This is a genomic window from Micromonospora sp. NPDC050980 (assembly GCF_040653835.1).
GTDB lineage: Bacteria > Actinomycetota > Actinomycetes > Mycobacteriales > Micromonosporaceae > Micromonospora.
The window spans coordinates 469,221-494,367 of the sequence record NZ_JBFAGS010000001.1 but is presented as its reverse complement, the minus strand read 5'-3'; the positions used below and the strand labels follow the sequence as shown (position 1 = coordinate 494,367).

The window sequence follows — 25,147 nt, the reverse complement described above, 5'->3', positions numbered from 1 at the left end:
GTCCGCCATGCGCCGGAGCGTCGACGCCGGTCGACGGGTCGTAGCATGGGCCGGGTGGCCCGCACTCCCTCGCCGCGGCTGCGCCAAGCCACGCGGCCCCGCCTGCTCACCGCCCTCCTCGCCGCCGTCGCGCTGACCGGCACCACGGCCGCGAGCTGCGGTGACGACGCCCCGGCGGTCACCGTCGCGCCGGTCGGCCGGGCGCCGGTCACCGAGGTGATCGACGCGCCGGCCACGGTGACCGCCCGCGCCGCGGCCACCCTCACCGCCCCCGCCGACGGCACCCTGGCGAGCCTGCGTGTCCAACCCGGACAGCGGGTCGCCCGGGGGCAGGTGCTCGCGGTGGTCGACTCGCCGTCCGCGCGGGAGCGGCTGGCCCAGGCGCGGGACGCGCTGCGCGCGGCGAAGCGGGCCGGCCGGGGCGTCGGCGTCGGTGACCTGGGCGGCAACCGTCGCGGCACCGACCGGGCCGCCGACGAGGCGTTCGCCGCCGCCCGCGCCGCCGCCGGCAAGGTCGGCGACCCGCACGCGCGTGCCGCGTTGCTGCTCCAGGTCGAGTCGGCGCAGCGGCAGTACGCCTCGGCCGCCCGCGCCGCCGACCGCGCGGTCACCGCCGTGCAGCGCGGTGTGGCCGGCCTGAACAGCGCCGTCAGCGCGTTGTCGGCCGCGCAGCGCCTCCAGGCCCAGCAGGCGTACGACCTGGCGAAGGCGACCGTCGACGCGCTGACGCTGCGCGCCCCGATCGCGGGCGTGGTGCAACCCGGTGGGGTCCGGGCGGCGGCGCCGACCGACCTGGCCGGGCTGTTCGGCGCGGCCGGTGGTGGGGTGCCGCCCGGTCTGGACCCGTCGGCGTTGGGCGCGGCCGGCTCGGGCGGACCGCCGGCCGGGGTCGACGACGCGGTGCCGGCCGGTGGCCGGGTCACCGCCGGCACGCCGGTGCTCACCGTGGTGGACACCGGCCGGCTCGGCCTGCTCGCCGAGGTGGACGAGACGGATGTGCTGCTGGTCCGCGCCGGGGTGCCCGCCTCGGTGGAGTTGGACGCGGTGACCGGTGCGACGTACGACGCGACAGTCCGCTCGGTCGACGTGCTGCCCACCAGTTCGGCCCGGGGTGGGGTCACCTACCGGGTGCGGCTCGACCTGGGCGCGGGTCGACTCGACGGGGCGCAGGCCGCTCCGGTGCCCCGCCCCGGCATGAACGCCGTGGTCCGGCTGCGGGTGCGGGAGGCGGCCGACGCGCTGGCCGTACCGGCCTCGGCGGTCTTCTCCGCCGACGGGCGGGACGCGGTCTGGGTGCTGCGCGACGGCCGGGCGGACCGGGTGCCGGTGACGGTCGGCGTGCAGGGGCAGGATCTGGTGCAGATCGTCGACGGGGTGCGGGCCGGCGACCGGGTGGTGGTGCGCGGCGCCGACCAGGTCCGCGACGGTCAGGAACTTCCGTGACCGTCGCCGCGATCGAGGCGGTCGACGTCTGGCGGACGTACGAGCTGGACGGGGTGTCGGTGTCCGCGCTGCGCGGGGTGTCGCTCACCATCGACCAGGGCGAGTACGTGGCGGTGATCGGTCCCTCCGGGTCGGGCAAGTCCACGCTGATGCACCTGCTCGGCGGGCTGGACCGGCCCAGCGGCGGCCGGCTGGTGATCGGTGGGCGGGACGTGGCCTCGCTGACCGCGCCGGAGCTGGCGACGCTGCGCAACCAGACGATCGGCTTCGTCTTCCAGGCGTTCCACCTGCTGGCCCGGACGTCGGCCGTGGACAACGTGGCGTTGCCGCTGGTCTACCGCGGCGTCGGGGCGCGGCAGCGGCGGGAGCGGGCGGCGGCGATGCTCGGCCGGGTCGGGCTGGGGCACCGCCTGCACCACCGGCCCAACCAGCTCTCCGGTGGCGAGCAGCAGCGGGTGGCGATCGCCCGGGCGTTGGTCACCGAACCGGCGGTGCTGCTGGCCGACGAGCCCACCGGCAACCTGGACAGCGTCACCGGCGAGGCGGTGCTGGAGCTGCTGGAGCGGCTGAACGCCGAATCGGGGGTGGCGTTGGTGATGGTGACGCACGACCAGGAGGTGGCGGCCCGCGCGCGCCGGCGGATCGCGGTCCGGGACGGGTTGATCCGGTCCGACAGCCGCCATGATCGACCGGGACCGGACGGCGCGGCCGTACCTGCGACACTGGATCCCGCTCCCAGCGCGGAGCCCCGCTCCGCTCTCGGCGGCGCCGGATGAGGGTGGCCGAGGCCTGGCGGGTGGCGTCGGACGCGCTGCGGGCCAACCGGATGCGCAGCCTGCTGACCATGCTCGGCGTGATCATCGGGGTCGCCTCGGTGGTCATCCTGGTGGCTATCGGCACCGGCACCAAGCAGCAGGTGGAGCAGCAGGTCGAAGGGCTCGGGTCGAACCTGCTCCTGGTGGTGCCGGGCAAGATCGAGGTGGGCACCGCACCGGTGGTCTCCCCGCTGGACCTCCGGGACGTCGACGCCGTCTCCCGGGTGGTCGGTGATCCGGCTCGGGTGGCCGTGACGGTGGCGTCCGGTGCGACCGCGCGGGCCGGCAACCGGTCCGACTTCACCACCGTGCAGGGCGTGCTGGAGACCACCCCGTCGGTGTTCACCCGGTCGTTGGCCCGGGGCCGCTATCTGACCGGGGCGGACGTCGACACCAGTCGCCGGGTGGCGGTGCTGGGCGCGTCGGTGGCCCGGACGCTCTTTCCCGACCGGGACCCGCTCGGCCAGCAGGTCACGCTGGCCGGCGTGCGGTTCCGGGTGATCGGGGTGTTCGCGCCGCTGGGGCAGAGCCTCGGCGTGGACCGGGACGACGAGGTGCACGTCCCGGTGACCGCCGCGCAGCGGCTGTGGGGCACGCAGCGGATCGACGGCATCGCGGTCAAGGCGCCGGACCGGGAGCGGATCGACCAACTCGGCGAGCGGATCGTCGCGGAGTTGTCCCGCCGGCACCCGGACACCGAGTTCAGCGCCGTCACCCAGCAGCAGATCCTCGGCGTGCTCGGCGACATCCTGGGGGTGCTCACCGGCGTGCTGGCCGCCATCGCCGGCATCTCGCTGCTGGTCGGCGGCGTCGGTGTCTCCAACATCATGCTGGTCTCGGTGCGCGAGCGGACCCGCGAGATCGGTCTGCGCAAGGCGGTCGGCGCCCGCCCCCGGGACATCGGGGTGCAGTTCCTGCTGGAGGCGGTGCTGCTCACCTCGATCGGCGGCCTGACCGGGATGGCGCTCGGGGTGGGCACCGCGCTGCTGGTCGACGCGTTCTCGCCGATTCCGGCCGCGATCACCTGGTGGTCGCTGGCGCTCGCCTTCGGGGTGTCGGCGGCGGTCGGCATCGTGTTCGGGGTGGTGCCGGCACAGCGGGCCGGCCGGCTCGATCCGGTGGTCGCGTTGCGCGCCGAGTAGCCGTACCGGTCGGCGGGACCGGGACGAGCCACCCGTCCGGGCGAAAAGCCCTGGTGGACGCAGGGTGAACGGGTGTCCCGCCATGATCAAAGATGAGAAGGGATCGCGCAGGTCACAGCCGTCCCGCTACCGTACTGGTTACACGCGCGTCGCTCGTCGAGGCGGGAGCACCTGCCCGGTGGCACGCGCCGGGCACGGGAATGGGTCGGTGAGCCATGGCCGGGTCGCAGTCCGATGCACGGCTGTCGGATGTCAGGTTCTTGACCGTCGCCGAGGTGGCGACGGTCATGCGGGTCTCCAAGATGACGGTCTACCGCCTCGTGCACAGCGGTGAGTTGACCGCGGTGCGGGTCGGTCGCTCGTTCCGGGTGCCCGAGCACGCCGTGCACGAATATCTCCGGGGCGCCTTCCAGGAGTCCGCCTGACCCTCGGCGGCCCGCCGCCGAGTGCGACGAAAAGGGGCATCGACGGGGGCGCGTTGGTCCTGCTGACGCACTCCGGCTACCCTGGAGCCCGACCGAGATCGCACCCTGGTGTGCCCTGCCCACCTCGCTGGTCCGGTCCGTTGTCCGCAAGCGGGCACGGCGCCACCGTGCGGTGGCGCCTGCCGGTCCGCCCCGCACGTTGCATCGAAAGGCTGTCGTATGGGCTCGGTGGTCAAGAAGCGCCGCAAGCGCATGGCTAAGAAGAAGCACCGCAAGCTGCTGCGCAAGACCCGCGTCCAGCGTCGCCGTCTCGGCAAGTGACCGGGGCCGGGCGCTGACCCGGCACCGGCACCACTTGCCAACTGTCGACCCTCGGAGGCTCAGGTGATCAGGCCGCAGACGTCTCGGCTCGATCCTGCCTGCCGCGCAAGGCGCACGACATGACCTTCGGTGGCACCTCCGGTGCCCCGGGGGTCGTCGTCGTCACCGGAGTCGGCCGTTTCCTCGGCGCCAACGTCGCCGCCCGGCTCGCCGCCGATCCACGCATCGACCGGGTCCTCGGGGTCGACCCGGCCGCACCCAACCCGGAGCTGGCCGACCTGCTCTCCGACGTCGAGCTGATCCGCCTCGACCTGGATTCGCTCGGCGGCCTCCTGACCGACCTCGACGTCGACGCCGTGGTGCACCTGGCGCTGGTCACCGCCCCCGACGGGCAGCAGGGCGGCCGGGCGGCGATGAAGGAACAGAACGTCATCGGCACCATGCAACTGCTCGCCGCCTGCCAGCGTGCGCCCCGGCTGCGCCGGCTCGTGGTCCGCTCGTCGACCGCCGCCTACGGGGTGTCGTTCCGCGACCCGGCCGTCTTCACCGAGGAGACCGAGCCGCGCGAGGTGCCGCGCGGCGGGTTCGGCCGCGACATCCTCGACATCGAGGGTTACGTGCGCGGTTTCCGCCGCCGCCGTCCCGAGGTCACCGCGACCGTGCTGCGTTTCGCCCCGTTCATCGGCTACACCGCCGACACCACGCTCACCCGCTACTTCGCGCAGCCGGTGGTGCCCACCATCTTCGGCCGCGACCCGCGCCTGCAGTTCCTGCACATCGACGACGCGCTGGAGGTGCTGCACCGCGCGGTCGCCGAGGAGCACCCGGGGACCTACAACGTGGCCGGGCCGGGGGTGTTGTCGCTGTCGCAGGCCATCCGCCGGGCCGGCCGGGTGGCCGTGCCGGTGCTGGAGCCGGGCCTGGCCGGGGTGGCCGCGATCGCCCGCACCATGGGTTTCGGCCGTTACGGCTTGGACCAGGTCGACCTCTTCGTGCACGGTCGGGTGGTGGACACCACCCGCCTCGAGCAGGAGTTCGGCTTCACCCCCCGATCGACGGCCGCCGCTTTCGACGACTTCGTCCGCGCCCACCACGGCGGGGTGGTGGTGACCCGGGATCAGCTCGCCGCCGCCGAGCAACTGGTGCTGGAGAGCATCCGCCAGGTCCGCTCGACCGTTCGGGAGCGCTCGTGAGCAGCTCGCCGGAGCGGCGTGACGCGCGGTTCGACGTATCCCCGGCCGGGCCCGGGCCGGACGCGGAGCCGGCGCGGCGCAACGGGCACCGCCCGGTCACCGCGCCGGCCGCCCGCCCGACGGCGCCGACCGACGAGCCGGACACCTCCGCCGACGAGCCCGCCGCGCCGGCCGGCGACGAACCCGCCGCGCCGAAGCCGGTCGCGAAGAAGGCCGTCGCGAAGAAGGCCGTCGCGAAGAAGGCGGTCGCCAGCAAGGCCGCGCCGGCGCCGACCGACGCCGCCCCGGCCGGGCCGGCGGCGACCCATCGGCCGGGGGACCAGTGGGACCGCCGCGTCGCGCGGGGGCTCGCCTTCCTGCGGCGCCGGCTCTCCGGTGACTACGAGGTGGACGAGTTCGGCTTCGACCCCGACCTCACCGACGCGGTCTTCCACCCGCTGGTCCGGCTGCTCTATCGGGACTGGTTCCGCACCGAGGTCGGCGGCCTGGAACACGTGCCGGCCGACGGCGCCGGGCTGGTGGTGGGCAACCACTCCGGCACCGTGGCGCTGGACGCGCTGATCCTCTCCGCCGCGCTGCACGACCGGCACCCGGCGCACCGCTACCTGCGCCTGCTCGGCGCCGACCTCGTCTTCCGGATGCCGGTGGTCTCCGAACTGGCCCGCAAGACCGGCGGCACGGTCGCCTGCAACCCGGACGCGGAACGGCTGCTCGGCAACGGCGAGCTGGTCGGCGTGTTCCCGGAGGGCTTCAAGGGCATCGGCAAGCTCTACTCCGACCGCTACAAGCTCCAACGGTTCGGCCGGGGTGGCTTCGTCTCGGCCGCGCTGCGCACCGGCACGCCGATCGTGCCGGTGGCGATCGTCGGCGGCGAGGAGATCTATCCGATGCTCGCCGACATCAAACCGCTGGCCCGCCTGCTCAAGCTGCCCTACTTCCCGGTGACGCCGACGTTCCCCTGGCTGGGGCCGCTGGGCATGGTGCCGCTGCCGAGCAAGTGGCTGATCGAGTTCTGCCCGCCGATCCCGACCGCGCACCTGCGCGACTCGGCGGACGACCCGCTGGTCGTGTTCAACCTCGCCGACCAGGTGCGGGAGACCATCCAGCAGACCCTGCACAAGCTGCTCGAACGCCGGCCGGACCCGTTCGGCCCGTGAGCCGCCCTCAGGCGGTGCGCTGGCGGCGGCGGTGCAGCGCCAGGCCGGCGGTGACCGCGCCGGCGAGCAGGCCGGCGGCGGCGGTCGAGGGCACGGCGATGCGTACGGCCCGGCGGCCGGTGCGGAAGTCGCGGACCTCCCAGCCCCGCTCGCGGGCCCGCCGCAGCAGCGCCGGATCGGGGTTGACCGCCACCGCGCGGCCCACCGCGGACAGCATCGGCAGATCGTTTGTGGAGTCGCTGTAGGCCGCGCACCGGGCCAGGTCCAGCCCCTGCACGGCGGCGAGCTGGGTGACCGCCTCGGCCTTCGCCGGCCCGTGCATCAGGTCGCCGACCAGCCGGCCGGTGTAGGCGCCGTCGACCACCTCGGCGACCGTGCCGACCGCGCCGGTCAGGCCGAGCCGGGCGGCGATAACCCGGCCGATCTCCACCGGGGCGGCACTGACCAGCCAGACCCGCTCACCCGCGTCGAGGTGCGTCTGGGCCAGCCGGCGGGTGCCGGCCCAGATGCGCGGCGCCATCAGCTCGTCGAAGATCTCCTCGGTGAGGCGTTCCACGTCGTCGACCCGCCAGCCCCGCACGAAGGCGAGCGCGGCCTCCTTCGCCTGGGCCATGGTGCCCACGTGCTCGGTGGCGAGCAGCCGGAACCGGGCCTGCTGCCAGGCGAAGCGGGCCAGGTCACCGGCGGTGAAGTAGTTGCGGGCGGCCAGCCCGCGGGCGAACCAGTAGATCGACGCGCCCTGCATCATGGTGTTGTCCACGTCGAAGAAAGCGGCGGCGGTCGGATCCGGCGTGACATTGGTGGCGGGCGCCGCCGGGGTCTCCGCCCAGCCGGCGGTGTGTCCGTGTGCGTCGGTGCTGACGGTCACCTTGCGGGACTCGGTCACGGCGGCCCCCTCCCTCGACGACCGCGTACGGGCTCCACGTCGAGCGTATCCGGCTCGCCGTGACGCTCCGGTGTCCGCCGGGCGAAGTGTGGTCGCGGGCTCAGCGGTCGCCGGGGCAGGCGCTCGGCGCCGGCCCGAGGGTGTCGCTGGCCGTCGGTGCGGGCAGCCCGCAGGCGATCGCCTCGCGCAGCGCGTCGGCGCGCCGGCCGGCGGCGTCGAGCAGCGCCAGCGAGCGGCGGGTGCGGTCCCGGTCGGCGTGCTCGGGCCGGTCGAGCAGGCCGCTGACCACCCGGCGCTGGCCGGCGAGGAAGGTGTCCACCGCGTCCAGCGCCGCCGGGTCGGAGCGCTGCGCCGCCGCCGTGGTCAGCAGGCGTACGCCCTGGCGGGTGTCCGCGTCCATGTCGTCCAGGACGGCGCTGAAGCCGAGCGGGTCGCGCCGGACCGAGGCGGCCTCGTCGAGCCGGGTCCGGGCGAAGTCGAGGAAGAGTTGCCCACGACTGATGTCCGAGTTGGCCAGCGCCAACTGGGCGCGTTCGGTGGACCGCTTCATGCCGTACAGCGCGTCGCCGGGCAGCGCGTTCTCGCTGGCGGCGGAGATGCCGGAGAGCGCGATGGCGCCGGCGGCCACGCCGACCAGGATCGCGCCCCGGGCCCGGGCCCGCCGGCCGGTGATGGCGGGCAGCAACGCGCCGCGGAGGCCGGAACCGGCCGCGGCGGTGACGCCCTCGCGCTCGGCGGTGGCCACGAGCATCGCCCGCAGACCGGTGCGGAACTCGGGGTCCACGTCGACGGTGGGCCGCTCGGCGGTGAGCCGCCGGCCGACCTCGACGAGCGTGGTGAGCTCGCCGTCGGCCCGGGACCTGACGTGGTGTCGGCGTCCGCCGTTGGCCTCGTCGAGGAGTTGCGCGAAGCGCTCGGCTCGCCGACCGGAGAAGAGGTCGCTGTCCACCGCGGGCACCCCCTTCCGCTGGTCACGGCCGGGCGGCCGTCATCGTCACCAGCGACCCGTGGCAGCGTGTGGCCGTGGGTCGACCGCTGGGGCCGACCTGACCTGCCGGACCGGGTGGCCCGGGGGACGCCGGGACAACCACTGGTCGCACCCGGAGAAACGGTTCGCGCCGGTCGCCGGTTACGGCCCGATCAGCGACGAAATCACCGGGTGTGATCGGTGTCGGAGACACGCCGACCACCGGCGCCTGCGCCGGTGGTGCGGACGGGTCGGGCCGGGTCAGCCGTGGAAGCCGTCGGGCAGCAGCCGGGCCAGGGCCCGGACCGCCCGGTACTGCAGGGCCTTGATGGCACCCTCGTTCTTGCCCATGGCGCGGGCCGTCTCGGCCACCGAGAAGCCCTGGAGGAACCGGAGCACGATGCATTCCTGCTGCTCCGGGTTGAGTTGCTTCACGGCGGTGAGCAGTGCGACGTTTGTGATGTGCTCGACCACCGCAGCTTCCGGGCTGCCTTCCGGGCCGCGGTCCTCCCGGTCGGCGTCGAGGACGTCGCCGGTGGTCACCTCCAGCCGGTAGCGGCCGGACTTGAAGTGGTCGGCGACCAGGTTGCGGGCGATCGTGACCAACCAGGCGCCCAGGTCGCGGCCCTGCCAGGTGAAGCTGCCGATCCGCTTGAGCGCCCGCAGGAACGTGTCGGAGGTGAGGTCCTCGGCGAGTTGGCGGTTGCCGACCCGGAAGTAGACGAACCGGAAGACGGTGTCGACGTACCGGTCGTAGATCAGGCCGAACGCCTCGGCCTCGCCGGCCTGCGCCCGTTCGACGAGCGCCCACACCTCGGTGGCCGGGTCGGAGGGGTCGGGGCGGCTGGGGAAGCCGGTGGCCGTCGCGGCGGCCGGGACGGCCGGCAGCACGGCGGTGTCACCGGCGGTCACCGCGGGCAGCACGGCGGTCTCGGCGGCGGACGGCTCGGCGCTGGTCGCCGCCTCGCCCCGGCGGACCTGCGGCGGCGGGCCGGGCCTAAGCGGCGCGCCGAGCCGGCCGCCGGCGGGCTTGGCATTGTTGCCGGGCAGCGCCGGGCGCAGCGGCGCCTCGTTGCCGTGGTGCGTGCGGCTGCGCGTGCGCCGGGCCGCCTCGCTGCGCGCGGCGAGCAGGCCGTCGACGCGGGGGGCCGGGTCGGCGCGCTCGTTGAGGGGGTTCCGCTGGGTCGGGCCGGTGAGTCCGGCCGGACGGTCTGCGTAACCGAAGGTGGTCACCGTGCCTCCCCGATCCAGGTGGACAGCGACCGCGCCGGCACCGCGTGGCCGGGTACGACCCGGTCGGGCACGGCCGGTCCGGGACGTGCCGGCGGGCGGCAGATCCCCTTGAGGTGCTGGTCCAATGCGCTCACGGGCACGGGGGCCTCCTCGGGCTGAGGGGTGTCGACTCACGGCAAATGGGGTGAGCCGACCCGAGTGATGATAGGCCCAACGTCACCCGCGCGTGGCAAGTCCGTTACACAGGGCGGAAGTATTTCCCGTCCGGGGAAACCGTCGGCGGACCGGTTGTCCGTCGCCCGTGGTTGACTTTCCCGCGGCAACCTGGGCGGGAATATAAGTCCAGGTAGGACCCGATTTTCTTTTCGCCGGGCGTGTCGCGGCAGCGATCCGGGCGCCCGGGTTCGGCGGCTCGTCCGTCGACCGGGGGAGGGCCAGATCCCATCTTCGGGAATCCCACGCTACGTCATTCGCGGTCCCGTGCGGCGGACCCGTCGGCGCTCGGGCGTGGTCCCGGCGGACGCGGCTGCCGGTCGCGGAACTGTCCGCTGTCCGCTCACCGCGCGCGTAACCTGGCCCGGTGCACGTGCCCGACCGCCGTCGACCGAGATCCGCACGGAGGTACCGATGTCCACTGACCCGCGGCTCATCCTGATCACCCGACCCGGCTGCCACCTCTGCGACGACGCGAAGGCGGCGCTCGACCGGGTGGTGGCGGTGACCGGTGACCGCTGGGTGGAGAGGGACGTGACCGGCGACGTGGAGCTGGAGCGCGACTACGGCGACCGGCTGCCGGTGGTGCTCCTCGACGGCAAGGAGCACGGCTACTGGCGGGTCGAGGAGGACCGGCTGCTGCGGGACCTGACCACCCCGCAGCTTTAGCTATGGTGCTCGGGTGACGAGGATGCGCCACCTGGTGTGGGACTGGAACGGGACCCTGCTGGACGACCTCGACCTGGTGGTGCGGGCGACGAACGTGGCGTTCGCCAGCGCCGGCGGTCCGGCGGTCGGCGCCGACGAGCACCGGGCCCGGTTCCGCCGGCCGATCGCCGACTACTACGCCGAGATGCTCGGCCGGGCGGTCGACGCCGAGGCGTTCGGCGCGCTCGACCGGATCTTCCACGACGCGTACCGGGTGGGGCTGACCAGTTGCGCCCTGGCCGCCGACGCCACCGCCGCGATCGCCGCCTGGCCGGGCGGCCAGTCGCTGCTGTCCATGTGGTTCCACGACGAGTTGGTGCCCACCGTGCACACCTATGGGTTGACCGCGCACTTCCGCCGGGTGGACGGGCTGCGCGCCGCGGTCGGCGGCGGCCCGAAGGCGGAGTGGCTGGAGAAGCACCTGGCCGAGCTGGGGCTCGACGGCGCCGACGTGGTGCTGATCGGCGACTCGCTCGACGACGCGGACGCGGCCGTCTCGGTCGGCGGCGCCGCCGTGCTCTACACCGGCGGGCTCTCCGACCCGGCCCGCCTGCGGGCCAGCGGTCACCCGGTGGCCGACACCCTGACCGAGGCGGTGGCCCTGGCCCGCGCCCTGCCCTGAGGCGCCCGCCACGATCGACACCACTTCGCCGAGCTGGCGCTGTCCCGCTCATCCGGATGCCCCCACCTCCCGAGGTGGAGTGGATCAACGACCGGAGATCGCCGGCCGGCCGGTCAGGCGCGCAGGTGGGCCAGGACGGCCAGCACCCGGCGATGGTGGGTGGTGGCGTCCGGGGGCAGGTCGAGCTTGGTGAAGATGTTGCGCACGTGCTTCTCGACCGCGCCGTCGCTCACCACGAGGAGGCGGGCGATGGCGGTGTTGGACCGCCCCTCGGCCATCAGCGCCAGCACCTCGCGCTCGCGCGGGGTCAGCGCCGCCAGCGGGTCGTCGCGCCGCCGCCGCACCAGCAGTTGGCTGATCACCTCCGGGTCGAGGACCGTGCCGCCGGCGGCCACCCGGGCCAGGCCGTCCAGAAACTCGTCGATCGCGGCCACCCGGTCCTTGAGCAGGTAGCCGATGCCGCCACCGGCGCCGCCGGCGGTGTCCAGCAGATCGTCGGCGTAGGACACCTCGACGTACTGGGACAGCACCAGGATCGGTGTGCCCGGCACCCGGCGGCGGGCCTCCACCGCCGCGCGCAGCCCCTCGTCGGTGTGCGACGGCGGCATCCGCACGTCCACCACCGAGATGTCCGGCCGGTGCGCGACCACCGCCTCGACCAGGGAGTCCCCGTCGCCGACGGCCGCCACCACCTCGTGCCCGGACTCGGTCAGCAGCCGGATCAGCCCCTCCCGGAGCAGTACGGCGTCATCCGCGATCACCACCCGCATGGGTCCGGTGTCTATCACGTCCGGGTCCCACGACGCGGCCTCCGCCGGACCCGCGTCGAACGACGGCGTGTTTCCGGCCGTCGTCACCGGGGCAGCTCGGCGTGGACCCGGGTGGGCCCGCCGGCCGGACTGTCCACCGCCAGCGTGCCGCCGGCCGCCCGCACCCGGTCGGCGATGCCGTTGAGCCCGTGCCCCTTGGCCAGGTGCGCGCCGCCGATCCCGTCGTCGCCGACGGTGATCTCCAGCCGGCCCACCTTCCGGGCCACCTCGACGCGACAGGCGGTGGCCCGGCTGTGCTTCGCCACGTTGGTCAGCGCCTCGGCCACCACGAAGTAGGCGGTGCTCTCCAGACCCGGGTCGAGCCGGCCGCCGGCGGTGCCCAACTCGTCGTCGACCACCAGCTCGGTCGGCACCAGGGCCCGGGCGGCGAGCGCGGCGAGCGCGCTGGGCAGGCCCCGGTCGACCAGGATCGGCGGCGCGATGCCCCGGGAGAGGGCGCGCAGCTCGTCGAGCGTCTCCCGGGTCTGGGCGACCGCCTCGTCCAGAGTGCGCCGGGCCGCCTCCGGGTCGGCGGCGAGCTGCTGGCGGGCCCGGCCGAGGTCCATGGCGAGCCGCACCAGGCGCTGCTGCGGACCGTCGTGGATGTCGCGCTCCAGCCGGCGCAGCGCGGACGCCTCGGCCGACACGGCGGCCCGTTTCTGCTCCTCCAGCGTGGTGATCCGCTGCCGCATCTCGGCCACGCCGGTGAGCAGGGAGTATGCCAGGGCAGCCTGGATCCGGGCCAGGGCGCGGGCCACCAGGGGCAGGGTGAGCAGGGCGAACAGCCCGATCGCGGTGTTCAGCGCGATCCGCGCGCCGGCCCCGTCGCCCATCCCGAGGAGCTGACTCAGGTCCTGGTCGTCCGGGCCGCGTGGGATGGCCCAGTCGTACGCGCCGTAGAGCGTGCCGGTCAGCGCCAGCGCCCACCACACCAGCATCAGCACGAACGTGGGCAACGCCACCACGAGCCGGAGGAACGCGTGCAGGAGGTCGAGCCAGGACTGCGGGTCGCGCATCGGGGTGAACACCCGCCGCCAGAACCGGGCGCCGTGCCGGGGGGTCAGGTAGACCGGGCGGACCCGGGGCCGGCCGAGCACACCGGGGAGCCGGAGCCGTTCCAGGTCGGCCAGCCCGCGGGCGGCGTAGAGGACACCGGCGAGGACCGGCAGGCCGAGCGTGGTGACCAGCAGTCCGGCGGCGAGTGAGATCCCCGCCACGGCGAGCACGAAGCCGATCACCCCCAGCGGGAGGCTGACGAGCACGTAGCCGGAGTCGCGGGCGAGGCGACGCAGGAGGCCCCGGACGGGGGAGAAGGCGGCGGGTGCGGCGGTCATGAACCGAGGCTATGGGCGCGGATCGGCCCGGCCCATCCCGCGCGCCGGCCTGTTGCGGGTGGGGTTCTCCCTACTCCGGCACGTGAGCCTCGCCTCGTCCCGCCGGTCACGGAGCGCTACCGGTCGCGCGCGATTGGTCAGAGAAGTCTGGATTGAGCAATAATCGCCACGGCCCGCCGAGGGAGCGCGGTTGATCGATCTTGTGGGAATGGAGGGGCAGGTGGAGCCGCGTCGCGAGGCACCAAGATCGCGATTTGTGCACGTCTTCACAAGCGCCTACTCTGTAGTTCCGACGCGCCCTGCTAGCACAGCCGGCAACATCGGTCGCCAGCGGGAGTCCCGAAACGGCCGGCCCCCGTCGCCGGTCGAGGATCGCACCGCACGGAGTCTCATGAGTCAGCACCGTCCTTCTGGCGCGCCCGGCCGCACCGGTGCCGTACCGGCGCTTCCGGACCTGCCCGAGGCGACCGTGTCCCGGCTCCCGGAATACCTGCGCGCGCTGCACGCGCTCGCCGACGCCGGCCACGAGACCGTGTCCAGCGAGGGCCTGGCCAGCGCCGTCGGGGTCAACTCCGCCAAGCTCCGCAAGGACCTGTCCCACCTCGGCTCGTACGGCACCCGGGGCGTCGGCTACGACGTGGCACTGCTGATCGACCAGATCTCCTCGGTGCTCGGGCTCACCCAGTGCCGGGCCGTCGCGCTGGTCGGCGTGGGTAACCTCGGTCACGCCCTGGCCGGCTACGACGGGTTCGCCAGTCGCGGGTTCCGGATCGCCGCGCTCCTCGACGCGGACCGGTCCCGGGTCGGCGAGCAGATCAACGGGCTGATGGTCCGGCACGTCGACGAGCTGCCCCGGGTGGTCGCCGAGGAGTCGATCTCGATCGGCGTCATCGCCACCCCGGCACCGGCCGCCCAGGCGGTCGCCGACCAGCTCGTCGCCGTCGGCGTGACCAGCATCCTCAACTTCGCGCCGTGCGTACTCTCGGTTCCGGAGGGGGTCGACGTGCGCAAGGTCGACCTCGCGATCGAGTTGCAGATCCTGTCCTTCCACGAGCACCGCAAGGCGTCCCTGACCGGCGGGACCGCCCTCACCGCCCTGCCCGGCGGGCTCGCGACCCCCGACACCCAGGAGGCGATCGGCACGTGAAACTCCTCGTCGTCGGCGCGTCCTACCGCACCGCCCCGGTCGCCGCCCTGGAACGACTGGCCGTCCCGCCCGCGGACCTCACCCGCACGCTGGACCGGCTCGTCGCCCAGCCGTACGTCGCCGAGGCGGTCCTCGTCTCCACCTGCAACCGGGTGGAGGTCTACGCCGCCGTCTCCGGTTTCCACGGTGGGCTGGGTGACATCTGCGCGGTCCTGGCCGAACAGGCCGACCGCCCGCCGTCGGCGCTCGCCGGTCACCTCTACGTGCACTACGACGCCGCCGCCGTCGACCACGTCTTCCGGGTCGCCGCCGGGCTCGACTCCATGGTGGTCGGCGAGGCGCAGATCCTCGGCCAACTTCGTGACGCCTACCACTGCGCCGGCGGCGCCGACTCGGCCGGTCGGCTGCTGCACGAGCTGATGCAGCAGGCGCTGCGGGTCGGCAAGCGCGCACACGCCGAGACCACCATCGACCGGGCCGGGCAGAGTGTGGTCACCGCCGCGCTCGACCTCGCCGCCGACCTGCTCCACGGCGACCTGACCGGGCGACCCGCCATGGTGGTCGGCGCCGGGGCGATGGGCTCGCTGGGCGTGGCCACCCTGTCCCGGCTGGGCGCCGGCCCGCTCACCGTCACCAACCGGGGCGCCGCCCGCGCTGTCCGGCTCGCCGAGTCGTACGGCGCGATCGCCGTGCCGATGGCCGACCTGGTCGAGGCGCTCTCCACGGTGGACATCGTGGTCGCCGCCACGGCCGCCACCGAGGCGGTGCTCACCCGCGACGTGGTGAGCCGGGCACTGGCCCGCCGGGACGCCGACCGGGGCCCGCTGGTCCTGCTCGACCTGGCCGTGCCGCGCGACGTCGAGGCGGGCGTCGCCGAGCTGCCCGGCGTCGAGGTGATCGACATCGACCGGATGGCCGCCGTCCTCGCCGACGGGCCGGCCGCGGCCGGGGCCGCCGAGGTCGGCCGGATCGTCGCCGACGAGGTCGAGGCGTTCCTGAGCTGGCTGCGCGGGGCCGACGTGGCGCCCACCGTCGCCGCGCTGCGCGGCCGGGCCGACGACGTGGTGACCGCCGAACTGCGCCGCCTCGGCCAGCGCCGCCCCGACCTCAGCGACGACCAGCGGGCCGAGGTGGCCCGCACCGTGCACCGGGTCGTGCAGCGGCTGCTGCACCAGCCGACCGTCCGGGTCCGTCAGCTCGCCGCCGAACCCGGCGGCGACCAGTACGCGGCCCTGCTGCGCGAGCTGTTCGACCTGGAGGTGCCGCAGACGTCCCCGGTCGACACCGTCCCCGACGTGGTCGCCGCCGACACCGACGGCCGGCCGTCGTTCGACGCCGCCGACGTCCCGTCCACCGGAGGTGCGCGATGACCGCCCCCCTGCGCCTCGGCACCCGGGGCAGCACCCTGGCGATGGCCCAGTCCGGCCACGTCGCCGAGGCCCTCACCGCGGCCACCGGCCGCCCGGTCGAGCTGGTCGAGGTGGTGACCGCCGGTGACCGCTCCACCGCCCCGGTGCACCGGCTCGGCGTCGGCGTGTTCGTCTCCGCGTTGCGCGACGCGCTGACCGCCGGCGAGATCGACTTCGCCGTCCACTCGTACAAGGACCTGCCCACCGCGGCAGCGCCCGGCCTGCACATCGGGGCCGTGCCGCCCCGGCAGGACCCGCGGGACGCGCTTGTCGCCACCGGGGGCCGCACGCTCGCCGAGCTGCCGCCCGGTGCGCGGATCGGCACCGGCGCGCTGCGCCGGATCGCCCAGCTGCACGCGCTGGGCATGCAGTTCGAGGTCATCCCGATCCGGGGCAACGTCGACACCCGGCTCGGTCGGGTGCTCGGCCCGGACGCCGACCTCGACGCCGTCGTGCTGGCCCGGGCCGGGCTCACCCGGATCGGTCGCGCCGACGTCATCACCGAGACGCTCGACCCGATGCTCATGCTGCCCGCGCCCGCCCAGGGCGCGCTGGCGGTGGAGTGCCGCGCCGACGATCACGACCTGATCGAGCTGCTGGCACGGCTCGATCACGCACCGTCCCGGGCCGCGGTCACCGCGGAACGGGCGCTGCTGGCCACCCTGGAGGCCGGGTGCAGCGCACCGGTGGCCGCCTACGGCGAACTCGCCGAGGGTGATGCCGGTGAGGAGATATACCTGCGCGGTGCGGTGATCAGCCCGGACGGTTCCCGTGACCTCCGACTGTCCCGCACCGGAACGCCCGCCGACGCGGCGGAGATCGGCAAGGCACTCGCCGCCGAACTCCTCGAACTCGGCGCCGACTCGATCCTCGGCCTAGACGGACACGCCGGCCCGGGGACCCAGCAACTTGGGAGCACAGAATGACCCGCACCCGTAAGCCCGTAGGCCGGATCGCTTTCGTCGGGGCCGGCCCCGGCGACCCGGGCCTGCTGACCCGCCGGGCGCTCGACGCCCTGGTCGAGGCCGACCACGTGGTATACGACCGGGGAGTCCCCGAGTCGCTGCTCACCCACGTCCGTGCCCAGGCCAGGTCCGACGCCGAGTTCAGCCCCGCCGAGGGCGTGCCCGGAGACGTGGCGAAGGTGCTGATCTCCGCGGCCCGCTCCGGCCAGAACGCGGTGCACCTGGTGGCCGGGGACCCGTTCGGCCACGACTCGGTGGTCAAGGAGGTGCAGGCGGTGGCGCGCACCGCCGCGCACTTCGAGGTGGTGCCGGGCGTCGGACAGGCCGAGGGTGTCGCCACGTACGCGGGCGTCCCGCTGCCGGGCGTCCGCACCGCCGCCGACGTCGAGGACGTCACCACGCTGGACTTCGAGGCGCTCGCCGCGGCCGTGAACCGGGGGTCGCTGGCGCTCGCGGTGGACGCCGGCGACCTGGCCGCGGTCCGGGACGGGCTGCTGGCCGCCGGCGTCGACGGCGCCACCGGCGTCGGGGTGACCGGCGACGGCACCGGCGAGACGCAGTACACCACCACGTCGAGCGTGGACTCCTTCGTCGCGGCGGCGCTCGGCTTCACCGGCCGCGTCGTGCTCACCGTCGGCGCGGGCGTCGCCGACCGCGACAAGCTGAGCTGGTGGGAGAACCGCCCGCTGTACGGCTGGAAGGTGCTGGTGCCCCGCACCAAGGAGCAGGCCGGCGCGATGAGTGCGCGGCTGCGCGCGTACGGGGCGATCCCGTGCGAGGTGCCGACGATCGCGGTCGAGCCGCCGCGTACCCCGGCCCAGATGGAGCGGGCGGTCAAGGGCCTGGTCGACGGCAGGTACGCCTGGGTGATCTTCACCTCGGTGAACGCGGTCCGGGCGGTGTGGGAAAAGTTCGCCGAGCACGGCCTGGACGCCCGGCACTTCGGTGGTGTCAAGATCGCGTGTATCGGCGAGGCGACCGCGGAGGCGGTCCGCGCGTTCGGCATCCAGCCGGAGTTGGTCCCCACCGGGGAGCAGTCCTCCGAGGGACTGCTGGCCGAGTTCTCGCCGCACGACGAGATCCTCGACCCGGTCGGCCGGGTGCTGCTGCCCCGCGCCGACATCGCCACCGAGACGCTTGCCGCCGGCCTCACCGAGCGGGGCTGGGAGGTCGACGACGTGACCGCATACCGGACGGTGCGGGCGGCGCCGCCGCCGGCCGAGATCCGCGACGCGATCAAGTCGGGCGGGTTCGACGCGGTGCTGTTCACCTCGTCCTCCACGGTCCGGAACCTGGTCGGCATCGCCGGGAAGCCGCACGCGCGTACCGTTGTTGCGGTTATCGGGCCCAAGACGGCGGAGACCGCGACGGAGTTCGGCCTGCGGGTCGACGTGCAGCCGCCGCACGCCTCGGTGCCCGACCTGGTGGAGGCGCTCGCCGCCTACGCCGTCGAGCTGCGCGAGAAGCTCGCCGCCATGCCGGTGAAGCAGCGCCGCGGTTCGAAGGTGCAGGGCCCGACCGCCCTGAGGTTCCGCTGACAGGAGGCGCACGATGCCGTACCCCGAGATCCGGCCCCGCCGGTTGCGCCGCAACGCGGCCGTGCGTCGGCTGGTCTCCGAGACCCGCGTCGCGCCGGCCGAGTTGGTCGTGCCGATGTTCGTCAAGGAGGGGCTGACCGAGCCGCGGGCCGTCGCGTCGCTCCCGGGGGTGTTCCAGCACTCCCGGGACTCGCTGCGTAAGGCGGCCGTCGAGGCGGTCCAGGCCGGGGTCGGCGGGATCATGCTCTTCGGGGTGCCGGCCACGCGGGACGAGAGCGGCTCCGGCGGCCTCGACCCGGCCGGTATCCTCAACGTGGCCATCCGGGACGTGATCGCCGAGGTCGGTGACTCGACAGTGGTGATGAGCGACCTCTGCCTGGACGAGTTCACCTCGCACGGGCACTGCGGCCTGCTCACCCCGGACGGCGGCGTGGACAACGACGCCACGCTCGCCGCGTACGCCGAGATGGCGCTGGCCCAGGCCGCCGCCGGGGTCCACGTGGTCGGGCCGTCCGGGATGATGGACGGCCAGGTCGGTGTGGTCCGCAGGGCGCTGGACGCCGCCGGGCACCAGGACGTCTCGGTGCTCGCGTACGCCGCCAAGTACGCCTCCGCGTTCTTCGGCCCGTTCCGGGACGCGGTGGAGTCGGCGCTGGACGGCGACCGGCGGGCCTACCAGCAGGACCCGGCCAACCTGCGGGAGTCGCTGCGCGAGGTCGAGCTGGACGTGGCCGAGGGCGCCGACATGGTGATGGTCAAGCCGGCGCTGCCCTATCTCGACGTGGTGTCGGCGGTCCGGGCCGCGGTCGACGTCCCGGTCGCCGCCTACCAGGTCTCGGGGGAGTACGCGACTGTCGAGGCCGCCGCCGCGAACGGCTGGATCGACCGGGAGCGGACGATGCTGGAGACGCTCACCTCGATCCGCCGGGCCGGCGCCCAGATCATCCTGACCTACTGGGCGGTCGAGGCGGCCCAGATGCTCCGCGAGCGCTACTGACCGTACGGCCGGCGGCGTCGTGCGCTGCGCAGCGCCTCGCCCACCAGCTCAGCTCGTCGAGTGTCGCGTCGGCGGCCCGGCCCAGCGGTTCGTCGGCGACCAGCCGGCCCTGCCGGTCGAGGCGTTCCCACGGCATGCTGAGCACCACGCCGCTGCGGGTGGTGGTGGCGTGCAGTTCGGCGTAGACCAGCCGTAGCTGCTCGACCGCGCGGATCCCGCCGGAGCCGGCGCCGTAGGAGACGAACCTCATCGAGGCCACCCGCACCAGCGGCAACCAGCGGCGGTTCGGCCCAGACACGGCATGCCGGGTGCGGGTCGCCCGGGTGGCGCAGCGGATCGGCCTGAGCGTCGGTGAGATTCGGGATCTGCTCGCCGCCCTGCCGCCGGGCCCGGGCCCGGCCGACTGGCAACGACTGCACGACCGGCTCACCGCCGAAGCGGAACGGCGCATCGCCGAGCTGCACACCGCCTTGGACGACATCCGCTCCGGTCGCCGCCTCTGCGACCTGTGACTCCGAGGCCGTCCGGACTCGCCCCTCCTGCGCGGCGTACGAGATGTCGCGGACGGTCGGCGCGAACCTGCCCTCCGTCCCGCCTCAGCGCTCGGCCCGCCGCCCTCCGACCGCCGCCCTTTGCCCTTTGCCCGCCGCCCGGCGTGCCGGCTCCGATGCCACGCCGTCCCGCCTCCGGCGAGCCCTTGGCGGACGCCCTTCGTAGCGGAGCGTCACATTTCCGCCCTCGACAACCCATGCCCCTCGTTGCCTTTGCTCTGCGGCCACGGACGCAGCAGCCACGTTCTGTGAACGCTACTTCGATGGCTGCAGAGCAAAGGCGGCAACGGGTGTCGTCGCCGCCCCCGCCGCTGCGGGGCATTTGCCCGTTTAGCAGGTCTATGTGCGCGACCGGCGAGGGGTGTGAAAGCGAGCGGCGTTACGCACGGTAAGGATGACGCTGCGTGGTCGTTCTGATTGGTGCAGCCGGTGCGGCGGCCCCAGCCGACCCCGACGTATGCCGGGTTTTCCACAGCCGGGAGGCGGGGGGTTGCCGGTCTGCCGGGCAGACGCGAGCGTGACGGGATGACCAGCACCAACGACGACGCCGCGCCGACGGCGCGGAGCGGCGATACCCGTCCCACCTCGACGTCGTCACCGACCCCCAGCCGGGGGAGTGGTGGGCCGACATCTACGGCCTGGCCCGACCGCCGGAGACGTTCTACCGCGACCGGGCCGTCCGGGACGCGCTGCGGCGGCGCAGCCAGTGGGAGGTCCGGGTCGCCAAATACCGCAACGTGCCCCCACCGAAGGATCCGCAGCGCTGCGGATACCGCGGCGGCCCGCCGATCCGCTGGTGAGCGGAGCGACGGGCCGCCGGAGGCCAGGCAGATCAGTCGTCGTTGAGGATCGTCCCGACGGCCGACGGGTCGGCGAGCCGGAGCCCCGGCACGCCGGCCACGTACAACCTGAGCCGCTCGTCCGCCTCCCGCTTGCGGTCCCCGCGCACGGTGACCGGGAATGCCAGCGACGTCCGACCCGCGGCCAGCACCCGGCAACCCACGTACGGGTCGTAGTCCGACCCGGCCTGCGCCGTGGTGCCGTAGGTGGCGGCACACAGCAGGGCGGGCTCGGAGAGCGGCCGGGACACGGTGACCGTGAACGTCATCGTGCTGGTGCCCTTGTCGCCCTCGACCACCGAGGCGTCAGCCACCCGCAGCGCCGCGCGGGAGTGGAACCGGGCCACCGTCGGATCGTGGTCGCTGGCGCCCCGGTCACCCAGCTCCGGAGCGTCGGTGGGGTAGTCGGCGTTGATGTGCGCCGTCCGCACCTGCACCAGATCCTCGTGCATCGGATCGTTGACGAACATGTTGTCGAGCGTCTGTGCCTGCCCGCTGAAGGTGTACGAGTAGGCCGCCGCCGGCGCGTCGGCGACCAGGTCGTCCCAGAGATTGTGCAGACCGGCCTCGTAGAGCGGGGCGAGCTGATCCGACGGGGTCGGGTTCTGCCCGGTCGCGATCGGGTCGTCGGGACGGGGAAAGACGTTCAGGTCGCCGCCGTAGACCACCCGCGCGTCCGGGTCGGTCGCCTCGACCGCCCGCACCAGCGCCGCCCCGTATGCGGCCTGCTCGCGGCGCTGCCCGACCCGGCTGTCCGGGCCGGACGAGAAGTGGTTGGCCACGGCCCAGAGCGTGAACCGCTCGCCCGAGCCGGGCGCCGCCCGGACGGTGAACCGGGCCAGTTGCGCCGCCCGGGTGTAGACGTTGCTGCCGTCCACACCTGTCGACCGGTCCACGTCGTCCGGCAGTACCGCGTTGAACGCCTTCGGGTTCTGCACGTCCGTGTTGGACGGCAACGCGGCCGAACGGTACTGGACGGTCGGCGCGGCGCCCAGCAGCGGGTCCGCGGCGGTCGCCTGGGCCAGCGTCAGCCGGTCGGTGCGGTAGAGGAAGGCCGACGCGATGCCCCGGGCGTCCGCGCCGGTCCGGTCGTACGCGGCGGCGTAGGCCGGGCCGCCGGCTGCCGCGACGGCCAGCGCCAACTCCTGCACCGTGTCCGGCGCACCGTCGGCGTCGTTGCTGCCGCCGCAGGCCAGGCTGCCGTCGACCACCGAGCAGATGTCCTGGTCCTCGGCCTCCTGCACCAGGATCAGATCCGGGCTGTGCAACGAGTTGACGATCTGTCGCGCCTGGGTGGCCAGCTTGGCGGCGTACGCCTCCGGGTTGGCCGGCACGTAGTCGAACGGCGGGCTGACGCCGGGGCAGCCGCTGTTGCCGGCGAAGTCGCAGCCGTCGAACGGGTCGTCCCGGTAGTCGTACAGGTTCTCCACGTTGTAGGTGGCGACCGCGACCTCGCTGTTCCGGTCGGCCGGCAGCGGCGGGTGGTTCTCCGCCGGGTCCGCGCCACCGGTCAGGGTGAGCTGCTCGGGCTGCACGCTGTACTTGCTGAAGGCGTACGAGACGGAACCGAAGGCGTCCTCGGTCAGCGTGTCGAAGGTGCGAGCCTCGGGCAGCAGCGCGCCGGAGTCACCGGCGGTCGCCTTCACGCCGCCGGCGCCCAGCAGGATCCGCTGGTTGTTGCCGTTGTCGAAGAGCGTGCCCGGGATGTCGTCCAGCGGGTGGGCGTCGCGGAACACCCGGCGGGCGTACGGGTCGGACCGCTTCATGATCGGGTCCTCGCGGTCCAGCACGTAGATCTCCGAGTCCGCGGTGGAGGCGTAGATGTGCCGGGGCGCGGAGACGCCGCTGCCGGCCCGCACGCGCATCCGCTCGCCCTCGTGCCGCTCCCAGAACAGGTCGGCGGCGTCCGCCTCGGCGGGCGGGACCGCGTCGACGGTCCGGACCGCCGTGTCCACGTCGAGCCCGGAGTCGAGCTTGCGGACCAGCGAGGCACCGGAGAGCTGGGTCTGGTTGAAGTATTCCGAAACCCGTCCGCGGAGCACCACCTCGTCCCCGACGGTGGGGGCGTAGCCGCCGATCAGCGTGGTGAACGAGCCCATGAAGACGAAGAGGCCGTCCGAGGTGAGCGGGTCGCCGTCCTCGCTGCCGAGCCGGCTCTGCAGGTAGAAGCCCCACTGGTCGGCCCCGGACGAGCTGCGGGTCAGCGACCTGCTGGTGATCACGCCGCGGACGTCGTACAGCGTCGTGCTGGTGCCGTTGCCGGTGGCCGGCGCGAGCGGCGACCGGTCGGTGCGGGCGGCCTCGTCGTCGCCGGTGCGACCCTGCACCTCACCGACGGACAGCATGCTTGTCGCCTGCACGGCGAGCGTGCAGGTGGCGGTGCCGCCCTCGGCGTCGGTCGAGGTCACGGTGACGGTATAGCCGCCGGCCGGCAGGCCGGTCGCGGTGAGCGTCGCGCGGGCGGTGCCGCCGGCCGCGGTGGCCGGAGTGAACGCGGTACGGGTGATCGAGCCGCTCGCCGGCGCCGGGGCGACCGCGGTGACCACGAGATCGGTGACCGTGTCGTCGGCGTCGGTCGCGGTCACCTCGCGGGTCGCCGTGGCGCCCGCCTCCAGGGTGAGCGCGCCGCCGCAGGTAAGCGTCGGCGGCTGATCCACCGGGCCGCCGCCGTCGACGGTGTGGCTGCCCAGCCCGTCGAATGTGTCGGTGACGAAGCCGGCCCACTGCGCGGCCGGGTCGAACCCGTCCGCCGGGTCGGTGTCGCCGGCGCTCACCGACGGCAGCCGGCGCAACGTGTTGTCGGCGGTGCTGGTGAGCCCGCTGCCCCACTCGCTGCCCGGGTCCACGCCCACCTGACCGATGGAATCGACCACCGTCCCGCCCCGGCTCAGCACGATCGCGTCGTCGCCGTTGAACAGCGAGCCGCCGTACGTCTGGTCGGCCTGGGCGAGGATCGCCGGCGCGGCCGACGCGGCGGCGAAGACGAACGCGTCCCCGGCCGCGACGGTGCCGCTCAGCGCCACGTTCGTCGAGGTGGTGGCACCGTTGAAGAAGAGTTGGAGCTGGTAGCCGCCGGCGGTCAGGTCGACCGGGACGCCGGTGCCGTTGAACAGCTCGACGGCCTTGTTGTTGGACGACCCCTCGACGTATTCGGAGATGAACAGGTCGGTGGGCGCGGCGCTGGCCGCGGGGGGTGCGACGCCGATGGCCGTGACGGTGACGGCGGCGGTGGTCGCGAGCGCGGCCAGTGTGCGGCGCGGGCGCATGGAGCCTCCACGATGGGTGGGCGGGAACTAACGCACGTTAAGGGTCGTGGCCGTCCGTCGTCCATCCCCCGGGCAGCCGTTTGGTGAACAGGGGTCAGCGATGGCTGTCCAACCGGTGCACCAGCTCGGCGACGTCCACGCTGTATTCGCACCAGTCCCGGTCGGGCCGGTAACCCAACTCCGCGTTGACCTTGAGCATCGACTCGTTGGCCTGCGCGTTCCAGGTCTGCACCTCGGCCACCTCGGGCTCCGCCGAGCGCAACTCCAGCAGCATCCGCGCCTTGATGGCCCGGTCGATGCCGTGGCCCCGGTGGTCGCGGACCACGATGGTGTCGTACTGGTCGGCCCGGGTCGGGTGCTGCGCCGGCACCACCACCTCGGTCAACCCGGCCACCTCACCGCTCTGCTCGTGCAGGGCCAGCACGATGTACGGCTTCATGCCCCGTCGGTGCAGCGTGGCGAGACTGTCGCGGAGCCGCTCCGGATCGTAGGAGCTGGGACGCAGCTCGCCGTCGTCCATGTCGCGCACCTCGGCCTTCGCCCGCGCGTACGCCTCGATGAGCTCGTCCGGCGGCCCGCCCGGGCAGAACTCGACGTGGTAGCCCGCGCCCACCCCGGTGTCCATCTCGGTCAACGCCGGCCAGTCCACCGCGCCGAGGTCGAGCACACTGCGGGTTTCGACGTATTCCCGGGTGAAGCCCAGCGCCTCGTAGAACGCGACGGCCGGGGTGTCGCCGACCACCTCGACGCCGATCGACTGGAACCCCTCGTCCCAGGCCCGGCGGGCGGCCACCCGCACCAGTTCGCGGCCGATCCCGGTGCGCCGCCGCGCCGGGTGCGTCAGCACCTCGAGCACGCCGATGCCGCCGAGCAGCAGCACGTGCACGTGCCCGACGATCGCCCCGGGGGCGCCGTCGGGCGCCGGGTCTTCCTGGGCGATCCAGGAGATCCGTCGTTCGCCGGGCATCACCTCGGACAGGTATTCCCGCAGGGAGTTCGCCCGCCAGGGTGGATCCTGCGGAAGATCAGCCGCCAGGACCGCGTTCAGCGTGTCCAGCAACGACGCGATCTCGGCGGACGACGCGGTCCGAGGGTCCCACTCGCGCACCATCACCCGTCTAGCTTGCCGTCAACCGCAGCTCGGGGGAAGGGTTGAGTCCGCGAATG

Annotated in this window: 24 protein-coding genes; 15 read left to right on the top strand and 9 right to left on the bottom strand. The window is 74.0% G+C overall.

Translation table 11 applies throughout. The features are described 5' to 3' along the window. Nucleotides 1-45: 45 nt before the first annotated feature. The 7 genes from AB0H28_RS02395 (at nt 46) to AB0H28_RS02365 (ending at nt 6,496) form a co-directional block, all read left to right on the top strand. Nucleotides 46-1,443 (top strand): efflux RND transporter periplasmic adaptor subunit, encoded by a 1,398-nt coding sequence (locus AB0H28_RS02395; protein ID WP_358032997.1) that lies wholly within the window; start codon nt 46-48, stop codon nt 1,441-1,443. Beyond that, on the top strand, nt 1,440-2,219 hold the full coding sequence (locus AB0H28_RS02390; RefSeq protein ID WP_358032995.1) for an ABC transporter ATP-binding protein: 780 nt from the start codon (nt 1,440-1,442) through the stop codon (nt 2,217-2,219). Before AB0H28_RS02395 ends, AB0H28_RS02390 begins: the two co-directional genes overlap by 4 nt. Continuing rightward, on the top strand, nt 2,216-3,400 hold the full coding sequence (locus AB0H28_RS02385; protein ID WP_358032992.1) for an ABC transporter permease: 1,185 nt from the start codon (nt 2,216-2,218) through the stop codon (nt 3,398-3,400). The genes AB0H28_RS02390 and AB0H28_RS02385 overlap by 4 nt, the downstream gene beginning before the upstream one ends. Nucleotides 3,401-3,615: 215 nt before the next feature. Continuing rightward, on the top strand, nt 3,616-3,825 hold the full coding sequence (locus AB0H28_RS02380; protein WP_013288759.1) for a helix-turn-helix domain-containing protein: 210 nt from the start codon (nt 3,616-3,618) through the stop codon (nt 3,823-3,825). 219 nt (nt 3,826-4,044) lie between these two features. Then, the gene (locus tag AB0H28_RS02375; protein ID WP_007465623.1) at nt 4,045-4,146 is read left to right on the top strand and encodes an AURKAIP1/COX24 domain-containing protein; all 102 of its coding nucleotides are present in this window, start codon (nt 4,045-4,047) and stop codon (nt 4,144-4,146) included. 119 nt (nt 4,147-4,265) lie between these two features. Then, entirely contained in the window at nt 4,266-5,339 is a 1,074-nt protein-coding gene (locus AB0H28_RS02370; RefSeq protein ID WP_358032990.1) for an NAD-dependent epimerase/dehydratase family protein, read from the top strand. Nucleotides 5,340-5,695: 356 nt separating this feature from the next. Further along, nucleotides 5,696-6,496, top strand: coding sequence for a lysophospholipid acyltransferase family protein (locus AB0H28_RS02365; protein ID WP_358033833.1), 801 nt, complete (start codon nt 5,696-5,698; stop codon nt 6,494-6,496). Between the two features lie 7 nt (nt 6,497-6,503). Here the strand turns inward: AB0H28_RS02365 and AB0H28_RS02360 are convergent, their stop codons facing one another. The 4 genes from AB0H28_RS02360 to AB0H28_RS02345 form a co-directional block, all read right to left on the bottom strand. Beyond that, nucleotides 6,504-7,382, bottom strand: a complete 879-nt coding sequence (locus AB0H28_RS02360; RefSeq protein WP_358032987.1) for an HAD-IB family hydrolase — start codon at nt 7,380-7,382, stop codon at nt 6,504-6,506. Nucleotides 7,383-7,482: 100 nt separating this feature from the next. Beyond that, entirely contained in the window at nt 7,483-8,331 is an 849-nt protein-coding gene (locus AB0H28_RS02355; RefSeq protein WP_358032984.1) for a DUF5667 domain-containing protein, read from the bottom strand. Nucleotides 8,332-8,610: 279 nt separating this feature from the next. Beyond that, nucleotides 8,611-9,582: an ECF subfamily RNA polymerase sigma factor, BldN family gene (locus AB0H28_RS02350; RefSeq protein WP_358032982.1), complete on the bottom strand. Its 972-nt coding sequence runs from the start codon at nt 9,580-9,582 to the stop codon at nt 8,611-8,613. Next, a complete protein-coding gene (locus AB0H28_RS02345) occupies nt 9,579-9,716 on the bottom strand; it encodes a hypothetical protein (RefSeq protein WP_358032980.1) in 138 nt (45 codons plus the stop codon). Before AB0H28_RS02345 ends, AB0H28_RS02350 begins: the two co-directional genes overlap by 4 nt. Nucleotides 9,717-10,209: 493 nt before the next feature. On the opposite strand from AB0H28_RS02345, the gene AB0H28_RS02340 reads away from it, so the two are divergent. Both AB0H28_RS02340 and AB0H28_RS02335 read left to right on the top strand, forming a co-directional pair. Further along, nucleotides 10,210-10,464: a glutaredoxin family protein gene (locus AB0H28_RS02340; protein WP_358032978.1), complete on the top strand. Its 255-nt coding sequence runs from the start codon at nt 10,210-10,212 to the stop codon at nt 10,462-10,464. Nucleotides 10,465-10,486: 22 nt separating this feature from the next. Beyond that, on the top strand, nt 10,487-11,125 hold the full coding sequence (locus AB0H28_RS02335; protein ID WP_358033830.1) for an HAD hydrolase-like protein: 639 nt from the start codon (nt 10,487-10,489) through the stop codon (nt 11,123-11,125). 113 nt (nt 11,126-11,238) lie between these two features. Here the strand turns inward: AB0H28_RS02335 and AB0H28_RS02330 are convergent, their stop codons facing one another. Beyond that, nucleotides 11,239-11,895 (bottom strand): response regulator transcription factor, encoded by a 657-nt coding sequence (locus tag AB0H28_RS02330; protein ID WP_358033827.1) that lies wholly within the window; start codon nt 11,893-11,895, stop codon nt 11,239-11,241. An 83-nt stretch (nt 11,896-11,978) separates the two neighbouring features. Further along, entirely contained in the window at nt 11,979-13,268 is a 1,290-nt protein-coding gene (locus AB0H28_RS02325; RefSeq protein ID WP_358032975.1) for a sensor histidine kinase, read from the bottom strand. Nucleotides 13,269-13,659: 391 nt separating this feature from the next. Between AB0H28_RS02325 and AB0H28_RS02320 the strand changes: the two genes are divergently transcribed. From AB0H28_RS02320 to hemB, 5 genes are read left to right on the top strand one after another with little or no spacing between them, the layout of a single operon-like run. Beyond that, nucleotides 13,660-14,415 (top strand): redox-sensing transcriptional repressor Rex, encoded by a 756-nt coding sequence (locus tag AB0H28_RS02320; RefSeq protein ID WP_358032973.1) that lies wholly within the window; start codon nt 13,660-13,662, stop codon nt 14,413-14,415. After that, nucleotides 14,412-15,785, top strand: coding sequence for a glutamyl-tRNA reductase (locus tag AB0H28_RS02315; protein ID WP_358032971.1), 1,374 nt, complete (start codon nt 14,412-14,414; stop codon nt 15,783-15,785). The genes AB0H28_RS02320 and AB0H28_RS02315 overlap by 4 nt, the downstream gene beginning before the upstream one ends. Beyond that, nucleotides 15,782-16,750, top strand: coding sequence for a hydroxymethylbilane synthase (gene hemC, locus AB0H28_RS02310; protein WP_358032969.1), 969 nt, complete (start codon nt 15,782-15,784; stop codon nt 16,748-16,750). Before AB0H28_RS02315 ends, hemC begins: the two co-directional genes overlap by 4 nt. Then, nucleotides 16,747-18,327, top strand: a complete 1,581-nt coding sequence (locus AB0H28_RS02305; protein ID WP_358032966.1) for a uroporphyrinogen-III synthase — start codon at nt 16,747-16,749, stop codon at nt 18,325-18,327. The genes hemC and AB0H28_RS02305 overlap by 4 nt, the downstream gene beginning before the upstream one ends. Before the next feature lie 13 nt (nt 18,328-18,340). Then, on the top strand, nt 18,341-19,324 hold the full coding sequence (gene hemB, locus AB0H28_RS02300) for a porphobilinogen synthase (protein WP_358032963.1): 984 nt from the start codon (nt 18,341-18,343) through the stop codon (nt 19,322-19,324). Here hemB and AB0H28_RS02295 read toward each other — a convergent pair. Beyond that, nucleotides 19,269-19,622, bottom strand: a complete 354-nt coding sequence (locus AB0H28_RS02295) for a hypothetical protein (protein WP_358032960.1) — start codon at nt 19,620-19,622, stop codon at nt 19,269-19,271. The genes hemB and AB0H28_RS02295 overlap by 56 nt on opposite strands. A 10-nt stretch (nt 19,623-19,632) precedes the next feature. Here AB0H28_RS02295 and AB0H28_RS02290 point away from each other — a divergent pair, with 10 nt between their 5' ends. Continuing rightward, nucleotides 19,633-19,836 carry a MerR family DNA-binding protein gene (locus tag AB0H28_RS02290; protein WP_358032958.1) on the top strand — a complete coding sequence of 68 codons (204 nt, stop codon included), beginning with the start codon at nt 19,633-19,635 and terminating at the stop codon, nt 19,834-19,836. 871 nt (nt 19,837-20,707) lie between these two features. On the opposite strand, the gene AB0H28_RS02285 is transcribed toward AB0H28_RS02290, so the two are convergent. Together AB0H28_RS02285 and AB0H28_RS02280 are read right to left on the bottom strand one after the other, a co-directional pair. Further along, nucleotides 20,708-23,980 carry a lamin tail domain-containing protein gene (locus AB0H28_RS02285; protein WP_358032956.1) on the bottom strand — a complete coding sequence of 1,091 codons (3,273 nt, stop codon included), beginning with the start codon at nt 23,978-23,980 and terminating at the stop codon, nt 20,708-20,710. A gap of 94 nt (nt 23,981-24,074) precedes the next feature. Next, nucleotides 24,075-25,091, bottom strand: coding sequence for a GNAT family N-acetyltransferase (locus tag AB0H28_RS02280; RefSeq protein ID WP_358033825.1), 1,017 nt, complete (start codon nt 25,089-25,091; stop codon nt 24,075-24,077). Between the last annotated feature and the right edge of the window lie 56 nt (nt 25,092-25,147).